This is a genomic window from Blautia aquisgranensis, assembly GCF_040096615.1.
Taxonomy (GTDB): Bacteria; Bacillota; Clostridia; order Lachnospirales; family Lachnospiraceae; genus Blautia_A; species Blautia_A aquisgranensis.
In genome coordinates, this window is the sequence record NZ_JBBMEJ010000007.1 from 62,118 (window position 1) to 84,007 (window position 21,890).

Below are 21,890 nucleotides of genomic sequence, written 5' to 3' on the forward strand. Positions count from 1 at the left end.
ACACTCCCGGGAACGGATCACACGTGATCAGTGTGGTGGGTTCTAGGGAGTGTTTTAAACTTTAATGATAAAATTCTTTATCTGAGACTTTATTCGCGGAATGTAAGCTTGCCACCTTCGATGGAATCAATAATGGCAAGAGACTCCAGATGGATTCCCATATCGCGGATGGTCTGTCCGCCGGACTGGAAGCCTTTTTCGATAACGATTCCGGCACCCTCAAGGGTTGCGCCTGATTTCTTTACGATGTCAATAAGGCCCAAAAGAGCACAGCCGTTGGCAAGAAAATCGTCAATAAGGAGAACGTGATCATCCGGTCCAAGGAATTTCTTGGAGAGGATCACATCATAGACCTTCTTGTGGGTAAAGGATTCTACTTTTGTTGTGTACATTTCACCGTCAAGATTTACACTCTGTGCCTTCTTGGCAAAGACTACTGGAACATGGAAATACTGGGCTGCAATGCAGGCGATTCCGATACCGGAAGCTTCAATGGTAAGGATCTTGTTGATTGGACAGTGGTCAAAACGTCTCTTGAATTCTTTACCGATCTCGTTGATCAGATCGATGTCCATCTGATGATTCAGAAAGTTGTCCACTTTTAAAATATTTCCTTCTTTTACTACGCCGTCTTTCAGGATTCTGTCTTTTAAAAGCTGCATGATTTATCTCCTTTGATCTATCGCTGTTTTTGATACGAGCAAGTATTGAAGCGGATTGCGAATATCCTCTTGACTATGTATCATACGACAATATTTGGACAAGTGCAATTATTTTTGACAAAAAATCATAAAATTATTATAATAGATAAGATGACAAAAGAAAGGAACAGACGCATATGAAGGAATATGAGGTAATCTGGGAAATTTTTAATAAATGCCCGAGAAATCAGATGCGTGATGTGTTTGTGGAGGAAGTAGAGATCGCTGACCCGGAAGAGTATGTGAAGCATAAATTTCAGGGGAAGGATGTTTCCTATGAGAAGACAGTACTTGAAGACGGAACGATCATCTTTGACATTACAACATCCATGATCCGTCAGCGTTGTTCTTTCACGGAAATCTGAAGGAGGAATTACACATGAGTGATACGAACGAAACGCATGTGCACGTTCTCGAGGATGGAACGGTTCTTCGGCATACCCACGGGGAACATGAGCATGACCACAGCAGTACACATCCTCATCATCACAGCCACGCACAGACCAAGGCTGTGCTCAACAGACTTTCCAGGGCCATCGGTCATATGGAATCCATCAAGCGCATGGTGGAGGACGGAAGAGACTGCAGCGAGGTACTGATCCAGCTGTCAGCCGTGAAATCTGCGATCAATAATACAGGCAAGATCATTCTGCAGGATCATATCGAGCACTGTATCGTGGATGCAGTGGAGCATGGAGACCGGGAAGCAATCAAGGAACTGGAAAAAGCGATCGACAGATTTATGAAATAAGTAAGAAGTTCATGAGCGATCGTGAATGAGAAATATGCATTCTGCACAGAGTACTGTACAGAGGCAAATATAAGGAAATGAGAGGAACCTATTATGGCAAAAGAGTGCAGCAATTCATCCTGCGACAAATCCAGCTGTGAAGGCTGTGGACAGAAGCAGCCACAGAGCCTTCTGGCAGAGCCGAATCTTTTTTCGGATGTAAAACACGTGATCGGAGTTGTAAGTGGAAAGGGTGGAGTCGGTAAATCCTTTGTGACAGGCTCCCTGGCCAATCTGATGGCCTCCAAGGGATATAAAGTAGGTATTATGGATGCGGATATCACAGGACCGTCCATTCCTAAGATGTACGGCATCAAGGGAAATGCACAGGGCAGTGACAATGGAATCTATCCTATTCCTACAGCAAACGGAATCGAGGTTATGTCTGTAAACCTTCTTCTCCCGGATGAGGAGACACCGGTGATCTGGAGAGGCCCGGTTCTTGCAAATATGGTAAAACAGTTCTGGAGTGATGTGATCTGGGGCGAGCTGGACTATCTGTTCGTAGATATGCCACCAGGAACAGGTGATGTTCCGCTGACTGTATTCCAGTCTCTGCCGATCGAGGGTGTTGTGATCGTCACATCTCCACAGGATCTGGTGCGGATGATCGTCAAGAAAGCCTATAACATGGCAGATATGATGAAAGTTCCGGTTCTTGGAATCGTGGAGAATTACAGCTATGTGAAATGTCCGGATTGCGGAAAAGAGATCCATGTTTTTGGCGAGAGCCATATCGACGAGATCGCAGCAGAGCTTAAAGTTCCGGTTCTTGGCAAGATGCCGATCGATGTGAAGCTTGCGGAGCTTGCAGACAGCGGCCTGTTCAGCAAGATCGAGAACGAATATATCACTGCGGCAGCAGAAGTAATGCCGAAAGAATAAGACGGAATCGTGCTGTTGCACGGAGAGTAAAAAAAGACCATCGGAATCATTGATATACTTATATATCAGTTCCGATGGTCTTTTATTTTTAAAAATATTTCAGGAAGCACTGTGCAGCCTGGGAAAGCTGCAACGCTTCGTGATGGGCGATTACTGCGCTTCTGGCAGGAAGCGGCGTCTTGAGATCCACCGGTTCCAGTCCCGGGCGGTTTTTCAGCATGTAGTCCGGGATACAGGCAATGCCAAGCCCGATCTCGGCAAGATCGATGAGGAGGTCGTTGCTGTTCAGCTCTACCTCAGGCAGCAGCTTTAAGCCCTGGGCTGCAAAAACCTGATGCAGATATTCGCTGGTGGTGCTTTTGGGAGCCAGCATCAGGATCGGATAATTCAGAAGTTCTTTCAGGGAGAGCGGCTTGTGTCCCATGGAAAAATGTTCCGGGTTTGCAACAAAAATATCATGGAATTCCAGAACTGTCTGAAGCTTCATATGGGAAGAAAGCCTGGAGTTCGGATAGTTGGTGAGGATCAGCTCAGCCTGTCCGTTTTCAAGAAGCTCGGCACAGCCGATGGAGGTGCTGTTGATGATCTTGATCCGTACGTCCGGATGATCCTTGTGAAAACGGCGAAGATAAGGGATGAGAAAATAGCGGCACAGAGTATCGCTGGCACCGATACGAAGCTGTCCGGTAAGATTCCCTTCTCCGGAAAGAGCGGCCTCCCCTTCATTGAGCATGGAAAGAGCCGGCTTCACATGCTGAAGAAGCAGTTCGCCCTCCGGTGTGAGGATGACTCTTTTTGTGCTTCGGACGAAAAGCGTGTGGCCCAGCTTTTTTTCCAGATTTTTGACAGCCTGGCTTACTGCTGACTGAGAGATAAAAAGCTGTCTGGAAGCCTCGGAAAAGCTTAAAGTCGTAGCTACATAGTAGAATACTTTGTAGAGTTCAAGATTGATATCCATATGCAAAAATCCTCCGCTTATAAATGATATAAGATATATTAATTTTACTAATGATATTTCCTATGATACTATATTTTCAGCAGAAAAGAAAGTGCGATTTATTGGAAACAAGAGCGGAAGATTGCTTGTGACCAGCAACAAGAAAGGAGCCTTCTATGAGCAACGTAAGACGTGTGTATGTAGAAAAGAAACCTGCCTTTGCCGTAAAAGCAAAGGAACTGAAACATGAGATCAAACATTATCTTGGTATCAGCACTGTAACCGCAGTACGCGAGCTGATCCGTTATGACGTGGAGAATATCTCCGACGAAGTATTTGAGAAAGCCTGCAAGACTGTATTTGCAGAGCCACCTGTAGATGATCTGTATCTTGAGAAATTCGATGTGGCAGAAGGTGCACGCGTATTTTCCGTAGAATTCCTTCCGGGACAGTTTGACCAGAGAGCAGATTCCGCTGTACAGTGTGTGCAGTTTCTGGATGAGAATGCAGCACCGATCATCCGTTCCGCAACAACTTATGTGATCGAAGGTGCTGTTACAGATGAGGAGTTTGAGGCAATCAAGCATCACTGCATCAACCCGGTAGATTCCCGTGAGACAGGACTTGAGAAGCCGGAGACTCTGGTAACGGTATTCCCGGATCCGGAAGATGTGAAGATCTTTGACGGATTCAAGGATATGCCGGAGGCTGAGCTTAAGGCACTTTATGATTCCCTGAACCTGGCCATGACCTTCAAGGATTTCCAGCACATCCAGAAATATTTTAAAAATGAAGAGAAACGCGATCCGTCCATGACAGAGATCCGTGTTCTTGATACATACTGGTCAGATCACTGCCGCCATACCACATTCTCAACAGAGCTTACCAGCGTGAAGTTTGATGAGGGTGATTACAAGGCTCCGATCGAAAAAACATATGAAGAATATCTGGACGCACATAAGACCATGTACAAAGGACGCGACGACAAGTTTGTCTGCCTGATGGATCTGGCTCTTATGGCTATGAAGAAGCTGAAAGCAGAAGGCAAGCTTGCAGACCAGGAAGAGTCTGATGAGATCAATGCCTGCAGTATCGTGGTACCGGTAGATGTTGACGGCAAGGAAGAAGAGTGGCTGATCAACTTCAAGAATGAAACACACAACCATCCGACAGAGATCGAGCCTTTCGGTGGTGCGGCAACCTGTCTTGGCGGTGCCATCCGTGACCCGCTTTCCGGACGTACTTATGTATATCAGGCTATGCGTGTGACCGGTGCGGCAGATCCTACTGTATCCGTGAAAGAAACTCTGAAAGGCAAGCTTCCACAGAAGAAGCTGGTAAGAAGCGCAGCGCATGGCTACAGCTCCTACGGAAACCAGATCGGTCTTGCAACCGGCGCAGTAAAAGAAATCTACCATCCGGACTACGTTGCGAAACGTATGGAGATCGGTGCTGTTATGGGCGCAGCTCCGAGACGTGCGGTAATTCGTGAGAATTCCGATCCGGGAGATATCATCATCCTTCTTGGCGGACGTACAGGCCGTGACGGTATCGGTGGTGCAACCGGTTCCTCCAAGGTACACACAGAGGCTTCTATCGAGGTCTGCGGCGCAGAGGTGCAGAAAGGTAATGCACCTACAGAGCGTAAGATCCAGCGTATGTTCCGCAGAGAGGAAGTCAGCCATATCATCAAGAAATGTAACGATTTCGGAGCAGGCGGTGTTTCCGTTGCTATCGGCGAGCTGGCACCGGGACTTCAGATCGACCTTGATAAAGTACCGAAGAAATATGCAGGCCTTGATGGAACAGAGATCGCCATCTCCGAGTCCCAGGAGCGTATGGCAGTTGTTGTTGACCCGAAAGATGTAGATACTTTCCTGAAATATGCAAATGAAGAGAATCTTGAGGCAGTTCCGGTTGCTGTTGTAACGAAGGAGCCACGCCTTGTACTGAATTGGAGAGGAAAAGAGATCGTAAATATCTCCCGTGCATTCCTGGATACCAACGGTGCACATCAGGAGACTTCTGTTGAGGTTGAAATCCCGTCCAAAGACGGCAATCTTTTCGAGAAACGTCCGGATGTGGCAGATGTGAAGAAAAAATGGCTGGATACTCTGGCTGACTTAAATGTATGCTCCCAGAAGGGACTTGTGGAGATGTTCGACGGTTCCATCGGAGCAGGAAGCGTATTTATGCCGCATGGTGGTAAATATCAGCTGACAGAGACACAGTCTATGGTTGCCAAGGTTCCGGTACAGAATGGAAAAACAGAGACAGTTACCATGATGAGTTATGGCTTCGATCCATACCTTTCCTCCTGGAGCCCGTATCATGGAGCTGCCTATGCAGTAACAGAATCCGTTGCAAAGATCGTTGCAACAGGTGGTGATTATAAGAAAATCCGTTTCACATTCCAGGAATACTTCCGTCGTATGACCGAGGATCCGGAGAGATGGAGTCAGCCGTTCTCTGCACTTCTTGGTGCGTATGCAGCACAGATCGGCTTCGGACTTCCGTCCATCGGTGGTAAGGATAGTATGTCCGGAACATTCAATGATATCGATGTTCCTCCGACACTGGTATCTTTCGCTGTAGATGTTGCGAAGATCAAAGATGTGATCACACCGGAGCTTAAAAAATCCGGAAGCAAGCTTGTATGGCTCCGCGCACCGAAGGATGCTTATGATCTTCCTGATTATCCGGCACTTATGGAGCAGTATGATAAGCTGCATCAGGATATCCAGGCTGGCCGTGTGATCTCCGCGTATGCACTTGACCGTCACGGAATCGCAGCAGCAGTGAGCAAGATGGCATTCGGAAACGGTATGGGAGTAAAGATCGAGCACGATCTTGATCCGAGAGATTTCTTTGCCCCGGCATTTGGTGATATTATCTGCGAAGTTCCAGATGGAAAAGTGGGTGAGCTTGCGATCACATACACAGTGATCGGTGAGGTTACTGACGATGGTAAATTCTCCTATGGAGATACAGTGATCACTCTGAAAGAAGCTCTGGATACATGGGAAGGAACTCTTGAGAGTGTGTTCAAGACAGCAGCAGGAAGTGATGAAGAGGTTCAGTCTGATGACGGTTCCCTTTATAAGGCAGACAGCATCTATGTATGCAAGCATAAAGTTGCAAAACCTCGCGTATTTATCCCGGTATTCCCTGGAACAAACTGCGAGTATGACAGTACACGTGCATTTGAGAGAGCAGGTGCAGAGGTTGACGTCAAGGTATTCAAGAACCTGACAGCAGAAGATATCCACGATTCCGTAGAGCTCTTTGAGAAAGCAATCAGCCAGGCACAGATGATCATGTTCCCGGGCGGATTCTCAGCAGGAGATGAGCCGGACGGATCTGCGAAATTCTTTGCTACCGCATTCCAGAATGAGAAGATCAAAGAGGCTGTTATGAAGCTTCTCAATGAGCGTGACGGTCTGGCACTTGGTATCTGTAACGGTTTCCAGGCGCTGATCAAGCTGGGACTTGTACCGTACGGCGAGATCTGCGGACAGAAAAAGGATTCTCCGACACTGACCTACAATACCATCGGACGCCATGTATCTAAGATGGTTTATACAAAGGTTGTGAGCAACAAGTCTCCATGGCTTCAGAAGGCACAGCTTGGCGGTGTTTACTGTAACCCGGCTTCCCATGGTGAGGGACGTTTTGTTGCAAACGATGAGTGGCTTAAGAAACTGAAAGAAAACGGCCAGATCGCAACCGAGTACGTACCGGTAGACGAGACAGGATATGAGGGCGAGTTCAATGTAAACGGTTCTTATATGAACATCGAAGGTATCACAAGCCCGGATGGACGTGTTCTCGGCAAGATGGCACACAGCGAGCGCCGCGATGCAGGTGTGGCTGTTAATATCTACGGAGAGCAGGATATCAAGATCTTTGAGTCCGGTGTGGAATACTTTAAATAATATCTGAAAAATACTTCAGAAGGACTGCAGTGGTGGGGGATTTCAGACCTCCCCGTCACTGCATAAATATATAAAAAGTATATATTTTTTAAAAAGTTAAAAAAAATGAAAAAAACTGTTGACACAAGTCAAAAACCATTATATAATAGCAAAGCGAGTTGCGGAACAGAAATGTTTCACTGACAAGTATCTGTTATGGGATCTTAGCTCAGCTGGGAGAGCATCTGCCTTACAAGCAGAGGGTCATAGGTTCGAGCCCTATAGGTCCCATATTACAAAAGACATGGCGAGATAGCTCAGTTGGCTAGAGCACACGGTTCATACCCGTGGTGTCGAGGGTTCGAATCCCCCTCTCGCTACTATATGGGATCTTAGCTCAGCTGGGAGAGCATCTGCCTTACAAGCAGAGGGTCATAGGTTCGAGCCCTATAGGTCCCATGTTACAAAAGAATATGGCGAGATAGCTCAGTTGGCTAGAGCACACGGTTCATACCCGTGGTGTCGAGGGTTCGAATCCCCCTCTCGCTACTTGATAAAAGGTCTGAAGATTCAATGAACGTTGGGTTTTCGGACTTTTTTTGTTATCATGTTTTCCTGGGCCGCCAGGGGAACAGACATGAAAAGTTAAGATTGACATTTTACAGCGTTTTTTTTATCATAGTACAAGAGTAGACATGACGAATCATTTCAGGAAATGAGGATTTGATAATGAAAAAAAGAATGCTTTTTGTTTTCAATCCAAAAGCAGGAAAAGGAAAAATCAAGACGCATCTGCTGGATATTGTGGATATCTTTAACAAGGGTGGCTATGAAGTGGTTATCCGTGCGACACAGGGACCGAAGGACGCATATGAGCAGGTCAAGGAATATGCGGACCAGGTTGATCTGATCGTGTGCAGCGGTGGTGACGGTACTCTGGATGAGGTTGTTACCGGAATCGTGGAAGTAGACAGCTCTGTTCCGATCGGTTATATTCCGGCGGGAAGCACCAACGATTTTGCCAACAGTCTTTTTATGCCGAAAAGTATGACAGCTGCGGCATCCATGATCATGGAAGAACAGATCTATCACTGTGATATCGGTAAGTTCAATGATCAGACATTTGCCTATGTGGCTGCTTTCGGGCTTTTTACAAATGTTTCCTATGAGACAGATCAGGATTTGAAGAATATTCTGGGACATGTAGCTTATGTTCTGGAAGGTATGAAACAGCTTTTGGAGGTGAAATCCTATCATCTTAAGGTAACCTCTGATGAACTGACTGTGGAGGATGATTTTATCTACGGAATGGTCAGCAACTCCAGATCTGTAGGAGGATTTAAGAATCTTACCGGAAAGAATGTGGATATGAATGATGGTCTTTTTGAGGTGACACTGATCACCAACCCGAAGAATCCGCTGGAGCTTCAGGAGATCATGACTGCCCTTCTCACAGCAGAGGACAATACAGATCTGGTCTATTCTTTCAAATCTGCACATGTAGTGATCGAATCAGAAGAAGAAGTACCATGGACTCTGGATGGGGAATTCGGAGGCGACCATACCCGTGTGGAGATCCGCAACCTTCATGAGGCCATGAATCTTTATCTTACCAGTACCAAGAAGAACAGGAAGAAGAGCCTCAATCAGAAGATTCAGGAGATCAAGGAGATCGCTCAGAATCCACAGGAATAATATGTGAAAAACGTCTTTCCTCATAAGAAAGACTGGATATACAGGAACGAAAAGGAGGAAGAAATGGAAGATTATATCAACGTAAAGGAAATCTTTGGCTGCGATGTATTCAACGATTCTGTGATGCAGGATCGTCTGCCGAAGAAGGTATACCGTGAACTGAAGAAGACAATAGAAGAGGGCAAGGAGCTTTCCATGGAGATCGCAGATGTGGTCGCTCATGAGATGAAGGAATGGGCCATTGAGAAAGGGGCTACACATTACTGTCACTGGTTCCAGCCGCTGACAGGTGTCACAGCTGAGAAGCATGACGCTTTTGTTACAGCACCGCGCGAGGATGGCAAGGTTCTCTTAAGCTTTTCAGGCAAAGAACTGATCAAGGGTGAGCCGGATGCGTCTTCTTTCCCGTCAGGCGGACTTCGTGCAACATTCGAGGCAAGAGGCTACACAACCTGGGATTGTACATCACCGGCCTTTGTACGCCACGATGCAGCAGGCGGAATTCTTTGTATTCCGACCGCTTTCTGCTCCTACACAGGAGAGGCTCTTGACCAGAAAACACCTCTTCTTCGTTCTATGGAGGCAATCAACACACAGGCACTTCGTCTTCTTCGCCTGTTTGGAAACACAACCTCCAAAAAAGTAACTCCTTCCGTTGGAGCTGAGCAGGAATATTTCCTGGTTGATAAACAGAAATGGCTCCAGAGAAAAGACCTGATCTATACAGGAAGAACTCTGTTCGGTGCCATGCCTCCGAAGGGCCAGGAGATGGACGACCACTATTTCGGAACCATCCGTCAGAGAATTTCCGCATATATGAAAGAAGTAAACGAGGAGTGCTGGAAACTGGGCGTTACAGCCAAGACACAGCACAATGAGGTTGCACCTGCACAGCACGAGCTGGCTCCGATCTACGCGCCGGTAAATATCGCAGCAGACCACAACCAGATCATGATGCGTATTTTAAAGAAAGTTGCAAGCCGCCATGGCATGCGCTGTCTGCTTCATGAGAAACCGTTCGCAGGAGTCAACGGTTCCGGTAAGCATAACAACTGGTCCCTGACAACGGATGACGGAATCAATCTTCTTGAGCCGGGCAAAACTCCTCATGAGAATATCCAGTTCCTTCTTGTACTGACCTGTATCCTGAAAGCAGTTGATGAACATGCAGATCTTTTAAGAGAATCTGCAGCAGACGTTGGAAATGATGAACGTCTTGGCGGAAACGAGGCACCGCCAGCTGTTATTTCCGTATTCCTTGGAGAGCAGCTTCAGGATGTGCTGGAGCAGCTGATCAGCACAGGTACTGCAACACACAGTAAGACAGGAGAGATCCTTGACACTGGCGTTAAGACGCTTCCGGATTTCATGAAGGATGCTACAGACCGTAACAGAACTTCACCGTTTGCATTCACAGGAAACAAATTCGAGTTCCGTATGGTCGGTTCCCGTGATTCCATTTCCGAGTGTAATGTTGTGCTTAACACGATCGCAGCAGAGGTATTCCGTGAGGCCTGTGACCGTCTGGAAACAGCAGAGGATTTTGATACAGCAGTCCATGACCTGATCAAGGAATATGCAACCGAGCACCAGAGAATCGTATTCAACGGAAACGGTTATGCACCGGAATGGGAAGAGGAAGCGAAGAGACGTGGACTTCCGATCCTTCCATCCATGGTAGACGCGATCCCGGCACTGACAACAGACAAGGCTGTGAAGCTCTTTGAATCCTTCAACGTATTTACGAAGGCAGAGCTTGAGTCCAGAGCTGAGATTCAGTATGAGGGCTACGCAAAAGCCATCAATATCGAGGCGAAGACCATGATCGACATTGCCACCAAGCAGATCATTCCGGCAGTTATCCGTTACACAACTGTTCTTGCAGAGTCCATCAATTCTGTAAAAGCAGTGAGCGCAGCCATCGATGTGAGCGTACAGACAAGCCTTCTTGAGAAAACATCTGCTCTTCTTACAGAAACCAAGACAGCAATGGACACACTTTCCACACTGGTTGCCCAGGCAGATTCCCATGAAGAGGGACGTGACCGTGCAGTATTCTTCAGAGAAAGCATTGTTCCGGCTATGAAAGCATTAAGAAAACCGGTAGATGAGCTGGAGATGATCGTGGATAAGGATATGTGGCCAATGCCATCCTACGGAGATCTGATTTTCGAGGTTTGATCCATATAAGAGAATAAAGGGATGTCCCTGTTGGATGAGACATCTTTCAGAGAAACATAACGGGGCAGGCGTAGCAGTCTGCCCCTTTTTTATCGAATCAGGAGTGAAATAAATGGAAGAATTAGAATTTTTAAAAGAACAGAACGTTTCCGATGCTCTGATCCGCGGCATCGAAGAATTCCGGAAAAGCTACGAAGTAGAGGAAGCGGCACAGGCCAGAGTTACCAGACCGTCCATTCCGTTCTATGGAAAAGAAATCCTGGAGATGGCTATTGCAGGTCTTCTGGAAGGAGAAAATCTTCTTCTTGCAGGCCCGAAAGCAACCGGAAAAAATATCCTGGCAGAAAATCTGGCGTATGCTTTTGGACGTCCGATCTACAATGTCTCTTTTCATGTGAATACGAACAGCGGTGACCTTATCGGAACGGATACCTTTGTGAATAATGAAGTCTGCCTCCGCAAGGGAAGTATTTATCAGTGTGCGGAATATGGTGGCTTTGGAATTCTGGATGAGATCAACATGGCAAAAAATGACGCAGTTTCCGTTCTTCATGCAACCCTGGATTATCGCCGTTCCATTGATGTACCGGGATATGACCGTATTGATCTGCATCCGGCAGCGCGTTTTATCGGCACGATGAACTACGGCTATGCAGGAACAAAAGAGCTGAACGAGGCACTTGTTTCCCGTTTTCTGGTAATTGACATGCCGGCACAGACAGAGGAAACCCTGGGCTTCATTTTCAACAAAATGTTCCCGGATGCAAAAGAAAAAGCAGTGGAGCAGTTTATCGGTGTGTTTATGGATCTCCAGAAAAAATCCGTAAACAGTGAGATTTCCACAAAATCCCTGGACCTTCGTGGACTTCTGGCAGCAATGAAGATCGTTCGTGCAGGGCTTTCCCCGCTGGCAGCTGTACAGATGGGAGTTGTGAACAAAACCTTTGATATTTTTGAAAAAGAGATCGTGGATGATGTAGTCCGGACAAGAATTCCGGAGGAGTGGACAAAGGAAGATGTCTATGCATAATCAGACTGAAGAACTTTCTATTGAAGACTACAAGCTGGATCTGGAAAACCGGATCAGGAATCTTCTCTGGACAGTAAGCGGTGATTATACCCTGGATGTGAAGCCGGATGTATCGCTGTTTTTGCGCTCCAGGGAGATCGCCCTGTATGACGGGATCAAGCAGGGAGCTTTTGCGAAATATTTTGACAAAAATCTTCTTGGCCTTTATCTGGTCAAAAAAATCTATCTGGATGCCTCAGAGACAGAACTTACCTCACTGGCACAGCTTTGCATTGAGAGTGCTGTAGGCGAAAAAATCTGCGAAGAACGTCCCGGTGTCCGCCGTATGCGGAAAAAAGCCCTGGAGGACATTCTGGATCAGGAGTATGAGACATTGCCTTCTTATGACAAGCTTCTGGACCGGCTGAAGATTGCGGTTTTCCGTGATGTACTGGCTGGAAGTGTGCAGCCTTTGGAAAAAAAGCTGTCCGCATTTCGCGACCGGATCTATGAATGCGGAAAAACAGAGGATACCATGGAGCTGATCCGTATTATAGACAGTCTCTATAATACGGTGATCGATCCGGATTTTGAGAAAAAAAACGGTTCCCTGGAACGGGTAATGGCAGTAACTCTGGAGGAACTGACAGAATTCGGCTGGGAGGATTACCTCAATGAAGAGATGTATGAGGATGCCCTGGAGAATTATGTGGAAAAGATCACAGAGCGGATGACAGATCTTGAGGATGCGTCTCTTACAGAAGATATGGAAGAGAAGCGAAAGGCAAGAAATAAGATCACCGTAGTATCCGAGGAAGCACTTCAAAAGGCGCACACCTATGTGGAACTGAATTTCGGAAGATCCTATCTCACACCTGCAGAGGAGAAACGGATGAATTATCTGATGTGCCGCGGAATTCACGGAGACTGTAGTCTGTATTTCACAGAGGGGATCCTGAAGAATCCGGTTCGTGATAATTATCAATATCAATATGCAAAACGTCTCCGGAATAAGAATATCTGGGTCTATCATGACAAGCACAGAATCGCAAAGAGAAATATTTCTGCTCTTACAGAGCTTCTGAAAAAGTCACTTGTCATACGAAGCGAGAACCAGGAGGTTCTTTCGGACCGGGGACTTATCGTTCCATCCAGACTCTGGAGAGTGGGAAGAAGCAGTGAGGCGAATCTGTTTAAGAGGATTTTGCGTGGAGACAATACGGATTTTGCTGTGGATGTTCTCATTGATGCCAGCGGCTCGCAGATGAGTCGACAGGGAGACGTGGCACTGCAGGCTTATATGATCAGTTCTGCGCTCAGTAATGTTGACATTCCCCACAGGGTGATGAGCTACTGCACTTTCTGGGATCACACGATCCTGCACAGATTCCGGGAGTATGACGATCCGGCGGAAGCGGATGAGGATATTTTTAATTATGTGACTTCCTCCAACAACCGTGACGGTCTTGCCATAAAAGCAGTGGGATACGGGCTTTTACAGCGGGAAGAGGAAAAGAAGATCCTGATCATTTTAAGCGACGGACGTCCTTATGATGTGATCATTAACCGTCCAAATGCAAGAAATCCACAGCCTTATCACGGAAAATATGCCATTTCGGATACAGCAACGGAAGTAAGGCGTCTCCGCAGTCAGGGAGTCAGTGTGCTGGGGGTTTTTGCAGGGGAAGAAAAAGATCTGGCAGCGGAGAAGAAGATTTTCGGCAAGGATTTTGCCTATATCCGGGATATTGGCAATTTTTCCAGGATCGTGGGACGATATCTGACAAAACAGCTGGAAGCAGATAACTGAAAAAAAACGATATTTTTTTTGAAATGTATAATATGCAATTAGGATGAATACAGTCACTATGTTAGCATAAAAAGCCGCATAGTGACTAATTTTTTGCTCATAATTATCCGGAAAATTGTAAATAATACATAATATGCCAGCACATATTTCCTTGCAAAAAAACTCGAAATTTGTTATACTAAAAAGCGTTACTAATTTACTAAATAAAGGGAGAGGAAATATGAACAAAAACACAGAGTTCAAACCTTACATTCCTGCGGAGAAAGTCACTCCGGAGCTCACAGTGACATCTGTGATCATGGGATGTATCCTTGCTGTCATCTTTGGTGCTGCCAATGCTTATCTTGGCCTCCGTGTAGGTATGACAGTATCTGCCTCCATTCCGGCGGCAGTTATCTCCATGGGTGTTATCCGCGTGATTCTTCGCAGGAACTCCATTCTGGAGAGTAATATGGTCCAGACCATCGGTTCAGCCGGTGAGTCTCTTGCTGCAGGTGCTATCTTCACCATGCCTGCACTGTTCCTCTGGGCAGAGGAAGGACTTACAAGCAAGCCAGGCATTGTTGAGATCACTCTGATCGCACTTTGCGGTGGTATCCTTGGTGTACTTTTTATGGTGCCCCTTCGTAATGCCCTCATCGTTAAGGAGCATGCAACTCTTCTCTATCCGGAAGGAACTGCCTGTGCAGACGTTCTTCTTGCAGGTGAGGAAGGAGGAGCCAATGCTTCTACAGTATTCTCCGGTATGGGACTTGCTGCTATCTTCAAATTTGTTGTTGATGGACTGAAGCTTCTTCCGGCAGATGTTTCAGCAGCATTTAAATCCTTCAAGGGCGAGATCGGTATGGAGGTTTATCCTGCACTTCTCGGTGTTGGTTATATCGTAGGACCGAAGATCGCATCATACATGTTTACAGGTTCTCTTATTGGCTGGATGGTCATCATCCCGCTGATCTGCCTGTTCGGACCTGACACATGGATGTACCCGGCAGCAGAGGGAACAACAATTGCCCAGCTTTACGCAAACGGCGGAGCATCTGCAATCTGGTCTACTTATGTTAAATATATCGGTGCAGGAGCCATCGCAACAGGTGGTATCATTTCCCTGATCAAATCCCTGCCGCTGATCGTGACAACCTTCCGCGACTCCATGAAGAGCATGAAGGGAAGTAAGAACACAAGCACAGAGAGAACCGCACAGGATCTTCCGATGCAGTTCATCCTTCTTGGTATTGTTGCCATGGTATTTATCATCTGGATCGTTCCGGCAATCCCGGTAACTCTTCTTGGTGCAGTTATCATCGTAGTTTTTGGATTCTTCTTTGCAACAGTATCTTCCCGTATGGTAGGTCTTGTAGGAAGCTCCAACAACCCGGTTTCCGGTATGGCTATCGCTACTCTTCTGATCGCTACATTTGCGATCAAGAGCTCCGGTAAAACAGGTATCGACGGAATGACAGCAGCGATCGCTGTTGGATCTGTTATCTGTATCATCGCAGCGATCGCCGGTGATACTTCTCAGGACCTTAAGACAGGATTCCTTCTTGGTGCTACACCTAAGAAGCAGCAGATGGGCGAGATGCTCGGTGTTGTTGTTTCCGGTCTTGCTATCGGCGGTGTTCTGTATCTTCTGAATGCAGCATGGGGCTATGGTACAGCAGAGATTCCTGCGCCACAGGCTCAGCTTATGAAGATGATCGTTGAGGGAATCATGGGCGGAAACCTTCCATGGGGACTTGTATTTGTAGGTGTATTCCTTGCAATCTGCCTTGAGATCCTCCGTATCCCGGTAATGCCTTTCGCAATCGGTCTTTACCTTCCAATCTACCTGAACGCAACCATCATGATCGGTGGTATCGTTCGTGGATTACTTGACCGCAGAAAAGGTGTTGACGAAAAAACCAAGACAGCTCAGGCCACAGATGGTACTCTCTACTGTGCTGGTATGATCGCCGGCGAGGGTCTTGTTGGAATTCTTCTTGCGATCTTTGCAGTTGTCGGTATCAGTCTTGATATGTCCGGCGTTGTAAACCTTGGAAATATCGGCGGTGTTGTGCTGATGATCATCATGATCCTGTCACTGCTTAAATTCTCTATCTGGAGAAAGAAGAAAGCCTGATGAGAAAAAACAAAAAGGATAAGAAACAGGATATCAACTATCTTGATCTGATCCCGGAAACAAACCAGTCGATCCGGTGGCACCGGGACCTGAAGCAGCGGATCATTCTTGAGATAGAGAATAAGGGTATGTTCAATACCATCGCGCAGAAGGTTTTTGGCAAGCCAAGGTTTTCCAAGGTTCATCTTGATGAAATGGGAACTTTTATCTGGCCTGAGATCGATGGAGCCAAAACCGTGCAGGAGCTTGCCCTGCTGGTGAAAGAGCATTTCGGAGATAAGGCAGAACCGCTTTATCCGAGAATCGTAAAATACTTTCAGATAATGGAAAGCTATGAATTTGTTCATTTTATAAATAAAAAGACAGAAAAATAGCATGGAGAACGGGAACGGACGCAGAATAGTGTACGGTCCCGTTCTTTTTATGACACGTCAGTGCGGGAAACTGATGCAGTTGTCATATGATACTATAGCATTTCCGGGATTTTCACAGCGGAATAGAAATATTGAGGACATTTCAAGACAGAAATTCCGGGAATTGCTGTAAAAAATGAAAGGAGCACTTTATGAGTCTTGTGAAAAAAAAGGACTGGTATCTGGATTATCTTCTGATCATAGTAGGAACTGGGCTGATGGCACTTGCCATCAATTCCGTTTTTGATGCAACCGGGCTGGTAACAGGCGGCTTTTCCGGTATTGCGATCCTGGTGAAGCACTGGACCGGTGGAATCATAGATGGCGGAGTTCCGCTGTGGCTTACCAACATCACGCTGAACATCCCGCTGTTTTTTCTGGGATGGCGGATCAAAGGCTTTTCTTTTGTAAAAAAAGCTCTGGTCGGTGAGATCTCCCTCTCAACCTGGCTTGCCATTCAGCCGGTGTGGAATATTGCGGGAGATGATCTTCTTCTGGCTGCTGTATACGGTGGTGTGATCCTGGGAATCGGCATCGGAATGGTTTTCCTCGGACAGGGAACCACAGGCGGAACGGATATGATGGCAGCACTGATCCAGAAGTATATACGTCATTATTCCATCGCACAGATCATGCAGTTTATTGATGGGCTTATTGTGATCGTGGGAATGTATGTGTTCGGTATCCAGCGGGCCCTGTATGCCATCATTGCGGTTTATCTGGTAACAAAAGTATCCGACAGTCTGATCGAGGGTCTGAAGTTTTCCAAACAAACATTTATCATCACGGAGAAGCCGGATGAGGTTGCCAGAGTCATTATGGAAGATCTGGATCGCGGAGCGACAGGGATCTGTGGCAAGGGGATGTATTCGGGTCAGGAGAAGACGATCATCTTCTGTGTGGTAAACAAAAAGGAAATTGTGAAGCTGAAAGAGATGGTAGATGATATTGATCCCAACGCTTTTGTGATCGTTTCCGATGCAAGAGAAGTTCATGGAGAAGGTTTTATAGAGAAAAATTAGGCGGATTTCAACAAAAATTTGTAAAATTTTTCAGTTTTCCTCTTTCATTTTTGGTGATTTTGTATTAAAATAGCCATAGATAAAGAGGGAAAGACAGAAGATAAGCATACACATAAGTGAGAAGGGATTGAACGGAATGATATCGAATCAGGTGTTACAGAATACGCTCGAGGGACTTAAAGAAATATCAAGGACGGAATTTTGTGTCATTGACACAGACGGCAAGGTACTTGCGTCTACTTTTTCTGATTTTGAAATCCAGCCAGCAGATATCCAGGCTTTTGTAGAATCCCAGGCGGACAGCCAGCTTGTCAAGGGATTTCAGTACTTTAAGGTCTGTGATGATTACCAGCTGGAATATGTCTTGGTAGCACATGGCGATGACGAAGATACCTATATGGTAGGTAAGCTTGCGGCTTTTCAGATTCAGAATCTGATCGTAGCGTATAAGGAGCGTTTTGACAAGGACAGCTTTATCAAGAATCTTCTTCTTGATAATCTTCTTCTGGTTGATATTTACAACAGAGCGAAGAAGCTTCATATTGAGGCAGATGTCCGTCGTGTGGTTATGATCCTGGAGCTGAATCAGGAGAAAGATCACAGCTCAGTGGAGAGCGTGAAGAGCCTTTTTGGCGGAAAGAGCAGAGACTTTATCACTGCTGTAGATGAGAAGAGCATCATCATTGTCAAGGAGCTGGAAGAGGGAGAAGGCTATCCGGAGATGGATAAGCTTGCTCATACGATCCTGGATACACTGGATCTCAATAAGGACGGCGAAGATGTCCATATGGCATATGGTACCATTGTCAATGAGCTTAAGGAAGTTTCCCGTTCCTATAAGGAAGCGCGTATGGCACTTGATGTAGGCAAGATCTTCTTTGGAGACAAGGAAGTTATTGCATACAGCTCACTGGGAATCGGAAGACTGATCTATCAGCTGCCTATTCCGCTGTGTAAGATGTTTATCCGTGAGATCTTCGATAACAAATCCCCGGATGATTTCGATGAGGAGACACTGATCACCATCGACAAATTCTTTGAGAACAGCCTGAACGTATCCGAAACATCACGTCAGCTGTATATTCACAGAAACACACTGGTATATCGTCTGGACAAGCTCCAGAAGAGCACAGGACTTGATCTTCGTGTGTTCGAGGATGCGATCACATTTAAGATCGCGCTGATGGTTGTAAGGTATATGAAGTATATGGAGACATTAGAGTACTAAAGCCTGTTGTAGTGGGGAATAATTGAGAAGTCTAAAACTGCTGCCTGTTCAGTTTATGGAACGGGCAGCAGTTTTTTTGTGTACGCACAAAAGTTCACATGAACTTCACACATAAAGCCACAGCCTCTATTGTAATTTTGGGATTTTTACGTTAAAATAAATAATCCGAAGGGATCTGTAAATGCCTGTTGAAAATATTCTTGCATTTACACAACAAATATATTACAATAATATTACAAAAGAATTAAGAAAATTATTATACATAATATAGAGGAGGATATATATGATCGATCTTGTAGATGTGAGCAAATCTTACGGTCCGGGACTTCCGGCTGTGAATCATGCGAACTTACATGTTGATAAAGGGGAATTTGTATTCGTAGTCGGAAGCAGCGGCTCCGGTAAATCCACACTGATCAAGCTTCTGATGAAGGAGCTTGATTCCACAGGCGGAACTATCACAGTCAGCGGAGAACGTCTGGAGAAGATGAAGCACAGACGTGTTGCCAAATACCGCAGAAAGCTGGGTGTAGTATTTCAGGATTTTCGTCTTCTCAAGGACCGAAATGTATATGAGAATGTAGCGTTTGCACAGCGTGTCATCGGAAGACCGACCCGTGTGATCCGTAAACGTGTACCGGAGGTTCTTCAGGAGGTTGGACTTGCAGGGAAATATAAGGCATTTCCGGATGAGCTCTCCGGTGGTGAGCAGCAGAGAGTTGCCCTGGCAAGAGCTCTGGTAAACCGCCCGGATATCCTTTTGGCAGATGAGCCTACAGGTAACCTGGATCCACGTACTTCTGAGGAGATCATGGCACTGATGGAGCAGATCAATGACAGAGGAACAACGGTTCTGGTAGTTACCCACAATAAAGACATCGTTAATGCCATGCGTAAGCGTGTAGTTACCATGCACAACGGCAAGATCATCAGCGATGAGAAAGAGGGAGGATATCATGAGGCCTAGTACGATCTGGTATACCCTGAAGCAGGGTTTTAAGAACATAAAAAGAAACTGGATGTTTTCCCTTGCGTGCATCATCACAATGGCAGCCTGTATCTTTCTGGTAGGAATTTTTTATTCCATTGTCAACAACGTGAACAATATTGCACATAAGGTAGAAGAGGAAGTTCCAATCACGGTATTTTTTGATGAGGGAACAACGGATGAGGAGATCCAGACAATCGGAGATGCGATCCAGGCAAGACCGGAGGTTGCAAGACTTGATTATGAATCTGCAGACCAGGCCTGGGCAGACTATAAAGAGAAATATTTCGGAGATGAGGAGGCTGCAGATGGATTTAAGGATGATAATCCGCTTGCCAATTCCTCCAACTATCAGGTATATCTCAACGATATCACCAAGCAGACAGAGTTAGTTAATTACATACAGGGACTGGATCATGTCCGTAAGGTAAATCAGTCCGAACAGGCATCCAAGACACTGGGATCGATCAATAAGCTGGTTTCCTATGTATCTATCGCAGTCATTGCCATTCTTCTTCTGATCTCGGTATTCCTCATCAGCAATACCGTATCCATGGGTATTTCCGTCCGAAAAGAAGAGATCGGTATTATGAAATACATTGGTGCGACCGATGCTTTTGTACGTATGCCGTTCCTTCTTGAGGGAATCGTTCTGGGTGTGATCGGTGCGGCGATTCCGCTGATCGGCCTGTTTTTCCTGTATAATTCTGCTGTTGAATTTATTCTGACAAAATTTAACGTGCTCACAGGTATTGTTGATTTTATTCCGATTTGGCAGATCTATGAGGGGCTGATTCCTATGGGACTTGGACTGGGAGTAGGTATCGGCCTTCTGGGAAGCTTCTTTACAACAAGAAAGCATCTGAGAGTATAATAAAAAAAGTGACACAGAAGTGAGAAAAAAGCTTCTGTATGATACACAGCGGCTGTCGGAGAAACCGGCAGCCGTTTTCGGCATAGTGCTGGCAGAAGAACAGGGAGAGATCAGAGAAAGGAAAAAATGCAGAACAAAGAATTCAAAAAAGGAATCGCTGTGGGCGTAGCAGCAACACTTCTTGTAACAGGAGCAGGTTTTGCCGGTTATCAGAAAGTGATGTTTCCGAAAGGAGGCGCACTTTCAGACAGCTCTACTGTGCAGAAGCTGAATTATCTGGAGAATCTGATCGATGAGGAATATCTGGATAAAAAGGATGAGGACAGTTTACGCGAAGGTCTTTATGCGGGGCTTTTGAGCGGACTTAAGGATCCGTATTCCACTTATTATACAGCAGAGCAGTATAAGGAACTGAAAACCTCCAATGAAGGTTCTTATGTGGGAATCGGGGCAGTTCTTCAGAAATCCGAAGACGGAGGTGCACAAATCGTACAGCTTTATGAGGGTGGCTCCGGAGAGCAGGCCGGGCTGAAAAAGGGAGATGTGCTCAAAGCTGTGGATGGAGAGGATGTGACAGAAAAAGAAACCTCAGACATTGCATCTATGATCAAGGAAAGCGATAAGGATTCCGTGACGCTGACTATTCTAAGAGAAGGGGAAGAAAAAACACAGGATATCAAGGTAGAGATCCGTGACGTGGAGATACAGACCGTTTCCTATGAAATGCTGGATGATGAGACAGGTTACATCCGTATTTCCGAGTTTTCCGAGGTGACCAGCGACCAGTATAAAAAAGCCTTCGAGGATCTTGAAAAGAGAGGAATGACAAAGCTGGTGGTGGACTTAAGGGATAATCCGGGAGGACTTCTGGATGCGGTCTGCGGAGTACTACGCCAGATCCTGCCGGAAGGCCTGATCGTCTATACAGAGGACAAAAACGGAAAACGGGAAGAAGAAAAATGTGATGGCAAAAACGAGCTGAAGATGCCACTTTCTGTGCTGGTAAACGGGAACAGCGCCAGTGCATCGGAGATTTTTGCGGGAGCAGTGAAGGATTACGGAATCGGCAACATTGTAGGAACAACGACCTACGGAAAAGGCGTGGTGCAGACGATCCAGCCTTTGAATGATGGCAGTGCTGTGAAGATCACAATTGCGAAATATTATACGCCAAAGGGTAACGACATCAACAAAAAAGGAATCACACCGGATGTGGAGGCAGCGCTTCCGGAGTATTCCGGCGACTGGACGGAGCTTACCCATGAGGAAGATACACAGCTTCAGGCGGCGCGGGAAGTACTGGGACAGAGCTGATCCAGGCAGA

17 protein-coding genes and 4 tRNA genes are annotated in these 21,890 nt (G+C 46.1%); 19 read left to right on the forward strand and 2 right to left on the reverse strand.

All coding sequences use genetic code 11. The features are described from left to right. Window positions 1–89: 89 nt before the first annotated feature. The gene (locus WMO28_RS07365; RefSeq protein WP_178640874.1) at window positions 90–662 is read right to left on the reverse strand and encodes a xanthine phosphoribosyltransferase; all 573 of its coding nucleotides are present in this window, start codon (window positions 660–662) and stop codon (window positions 90–92) included. Between the two features lie 176 nt (window positions 663–838). On the opposite strand from WMO28_RS07365, the gene WMO28_RS07370 reads away from it, so the two are divergent. From WMO28_RS07370 to WMO28_RS07380, 3 genes are all read left to right on the forward strand, one after another. Next, a complete protein-coding gene (locus tag WMO28_RS07370; RefSeq protein WP_178640877.1) occupies window positions 839–1,066 on the forward strand; it encodes a hypothetical protein in 228 nt (75 codons plus the stop codon). Window positions 1,067–1,080: 14 nt separating this feature from the next. Further along, a complete protein-coding gene (locus WMO28_RS07375; RefSeq protein ID WP_178640893.1) occupies window positions 1,081–1,452 on the forward strand; it encodes a metal-sensing transcriptional repressor in 372 nt (123 codons plus the stop codon). A gap of 93 nt (window positions 1,453–1,545) precedes the next feature. Beyond that, complete coding sequence (locus WMO28_RS07380) at window positions 1,546–2,376, forward strand: P-loop NTPase (protein WP_178640896.1); 831 nt, start codon at window positions 1,546–1,548, stop codon at window positions 2,374–2,376. 88 nt (window positions 2,377–2,464) lie between these two features. Here WMO28_RS07380 and WMO28_RS07385 read toward each other — a convergent pair whose 3' ends face one another. After that, window positions 2,465–3,334, reverse strand: coding sequence for a LysR substrate-binding domain-containing protein (locus tag WMO28_RS07385; protein WP_178640899.1), 870 nt, complete (start codon window positions 3,332–3,334; stop codon window positions 2,465–2,467). 155 nt (window positions 3,335–3,489) lie between these two features. Here WMO28_RS07385 and WMO28_RS07390 point away from each other — a divergent pair, with 155 nt between their 5' ends. The 16 genes from WMO28_RS07390 to WMO28_RS07465 all read left to right on the forward strand — a co-directional run bounded on the left by WMO28_RS07390 (window position 3,490) and on the right by WMO28_RS07465 (window position 21,880). After that, window positions 3,490–7,248 (forward strand): phosphoribosylformylglycinamidine synthase, encoded by a 3,759-nt coding sequence (locus WMO28_RS07390; RefSeq protein WP_349056564.1) that lies wholly within the window; start codon window positions 3,490–3,492, stop codon window positions 7,246–7,248. Between the two features lie 197 nt (window positions 7,249–7,445). Further along, window positions 7,446–7,518, forward strand: a tRNA-Val gene (locus WMO28_RS07395). A 15-nt stretch (window positions 7,519–7,533) separates the two neighbouring features. Next, window positions 7,534–7,607: transfer RNA gene (locus tag WMO28_RS07400), tRNA-Met, on the forward strand. A gap of 6 nt (window positions 7,608–7,613) precedes the next feature. Next, window positions 7,614–7,686, forward strand: a tRNA-Val gene (locus WMO28_RS07405). Between the two features lie 16 nt (window positions 7,687–7,702). Beyond that, a tRNA-Met gene (locus WMO28_RS07410) sits at window positions 7,703–7,776 on the forward strand. Window positions 7,777–7,956: 180 nt separating this feature from the next. After that, the gene (locus WMO28_RS07415) at window positions 7,957–8,922 is read left to right on the forward strand and encodes a diacylglycerol/lipid kinase family protein (protein WP_178641063.1); all 966 of its coding nucleotides are present in this window, start codon (window positions 7,957–7,959) and stop codon (window positions 8,920–8,922) included. A 63-nt stretch (window positions 8,923–8,985) separates the two neighbouring features. After that, window positions 8,986–11,103, forward strand: a complete 2,118-nt coding sequence (locus WMO28_RS07420; RefSeq protein ID WP_349056565.1) for a glutamine synthetase III family protein — start codon at window positions 8,986–8,988, stop codon at window positions 11,101–11,103. Between the two features lie 112 nt (window positions 11,104–11,215). Continuing rightward, window positions 11,216–12,133 carry an AAA family ATPase gene (locus WMO28_RS07425; RefSeq protein ID WP_178641069.1) on the forward strand — a complete coding sequence of 306 codons (918 nt, stop codon included), beginning with the start codon at window positions 11,216–11,218 and terminating at the stop codon, window positions 12,131–12,133. After that, complete coding sequence (locus tag WMO28_RS07430) at window positions 12,126–13,922, forward strand: vWA domain-containing protein (RefSeq protein ID WP_435376096.1); 1,797 nt, start codon at window positions 12,126–12,128, stop codon at window positions 13,920–13,922. The genes WMO28_RS07425 and WMO28_RS07430 overlap by 8 nt, the downstream gene beginning before the upstream one ends. A gap of 220 nt (window positions 13,923–14,142) precedes the next feature. Continuing rightward, a complete protein-coding gene (locus WMO28_RS07435) occupies window positions 14,143–16,041 on the forward strand; it encodes an OPT family oligopeptide transporter (RefSeq protein WP_178641074.1) in 1,899 nt (632 codons plus the stop codon). Then, complete coding sequence (locus tag WMO28_RS07440; protein ID WP_021650789.1) at window positions 16,041–16,415, forward strand: PqqD family protein; 375 nt, start codon at window positions 16,041–16,043, stop codon at window positions 16,413–16,415. The genes WMO28_RS07435 and WMO28_RS07440 overlap by 1 nt, the downstream gene beginning before the upstream one ends. A 191-nt stretch (window positions 16,416–16,606) precedes the next feature. Further along, a complete protein-coding gene (locus WMO28_RS07445) occupies window positions 16,607–17,476 on the forward strand; it encodes a YitT family protein (protein WP_178643626.1) in 870 nt (289 codons plus the stop codon). A gap of 136 nt (window positions 17,477–17,612) precedes the next feature. After that, window positions 17,613–18,704 carry a helix-turn-helix domain-containing protein gene (locus tag WMO28_RS07450; protein ID WP_178643624.1) on the forward strand — a complete coding sequence of 364 codons (1,092 nt, stop codon included), beginning with the start codon at window positions 17,613–17,615 and terminating at the stop codon, window positions 18,702–18,704. Between the two features lie 283 nt (window positions 18,705–18,987). Next, the gene (gene ftsE / locus WMO28_RS07455) at window positions 18,988–19,671 is read left to right on the forward strand and encodes a cell division ATP-binding protein FtsE (protein ID WP_178643077.1); all 684 of its coding nucleotides are present in this window, start codon (window positions 18,988–18,990) and stop codon (window positions 19,669–19,671) included. Then, on the forward strand, window positions 19,661–20,566 hold the full coding sequence (gene ftsX / locus WMO28_RS07460) for a permease-like cell division protein FtsX (protein ID WP_178643075.1): 906 nt from the start codon (window positions 19,661–19,663) through the stop codon (window positions 20,564–20,566). The genes ftsE and ftsX overlap by 11 nt, the downstream gene beginning before the upstream one ends. Before the next feature lie 126 nt (window positions 20,567–20,692). Then, window positions 20,693–21,880 carry a S41 family peptidase gene (locus WMO28_RS07465; protein WP_178643073.1) on the forward strand — a complete coding sequence of 396 codons (1,188 nt, stop codon included), beginning with the start codon at window positions 20,693–20,695 and terminating at the stop codon, window positions 21,878–21,880. The last annotated feature ends 10 nt before the right edge of the window (window positions 21,881–21,890 follow it).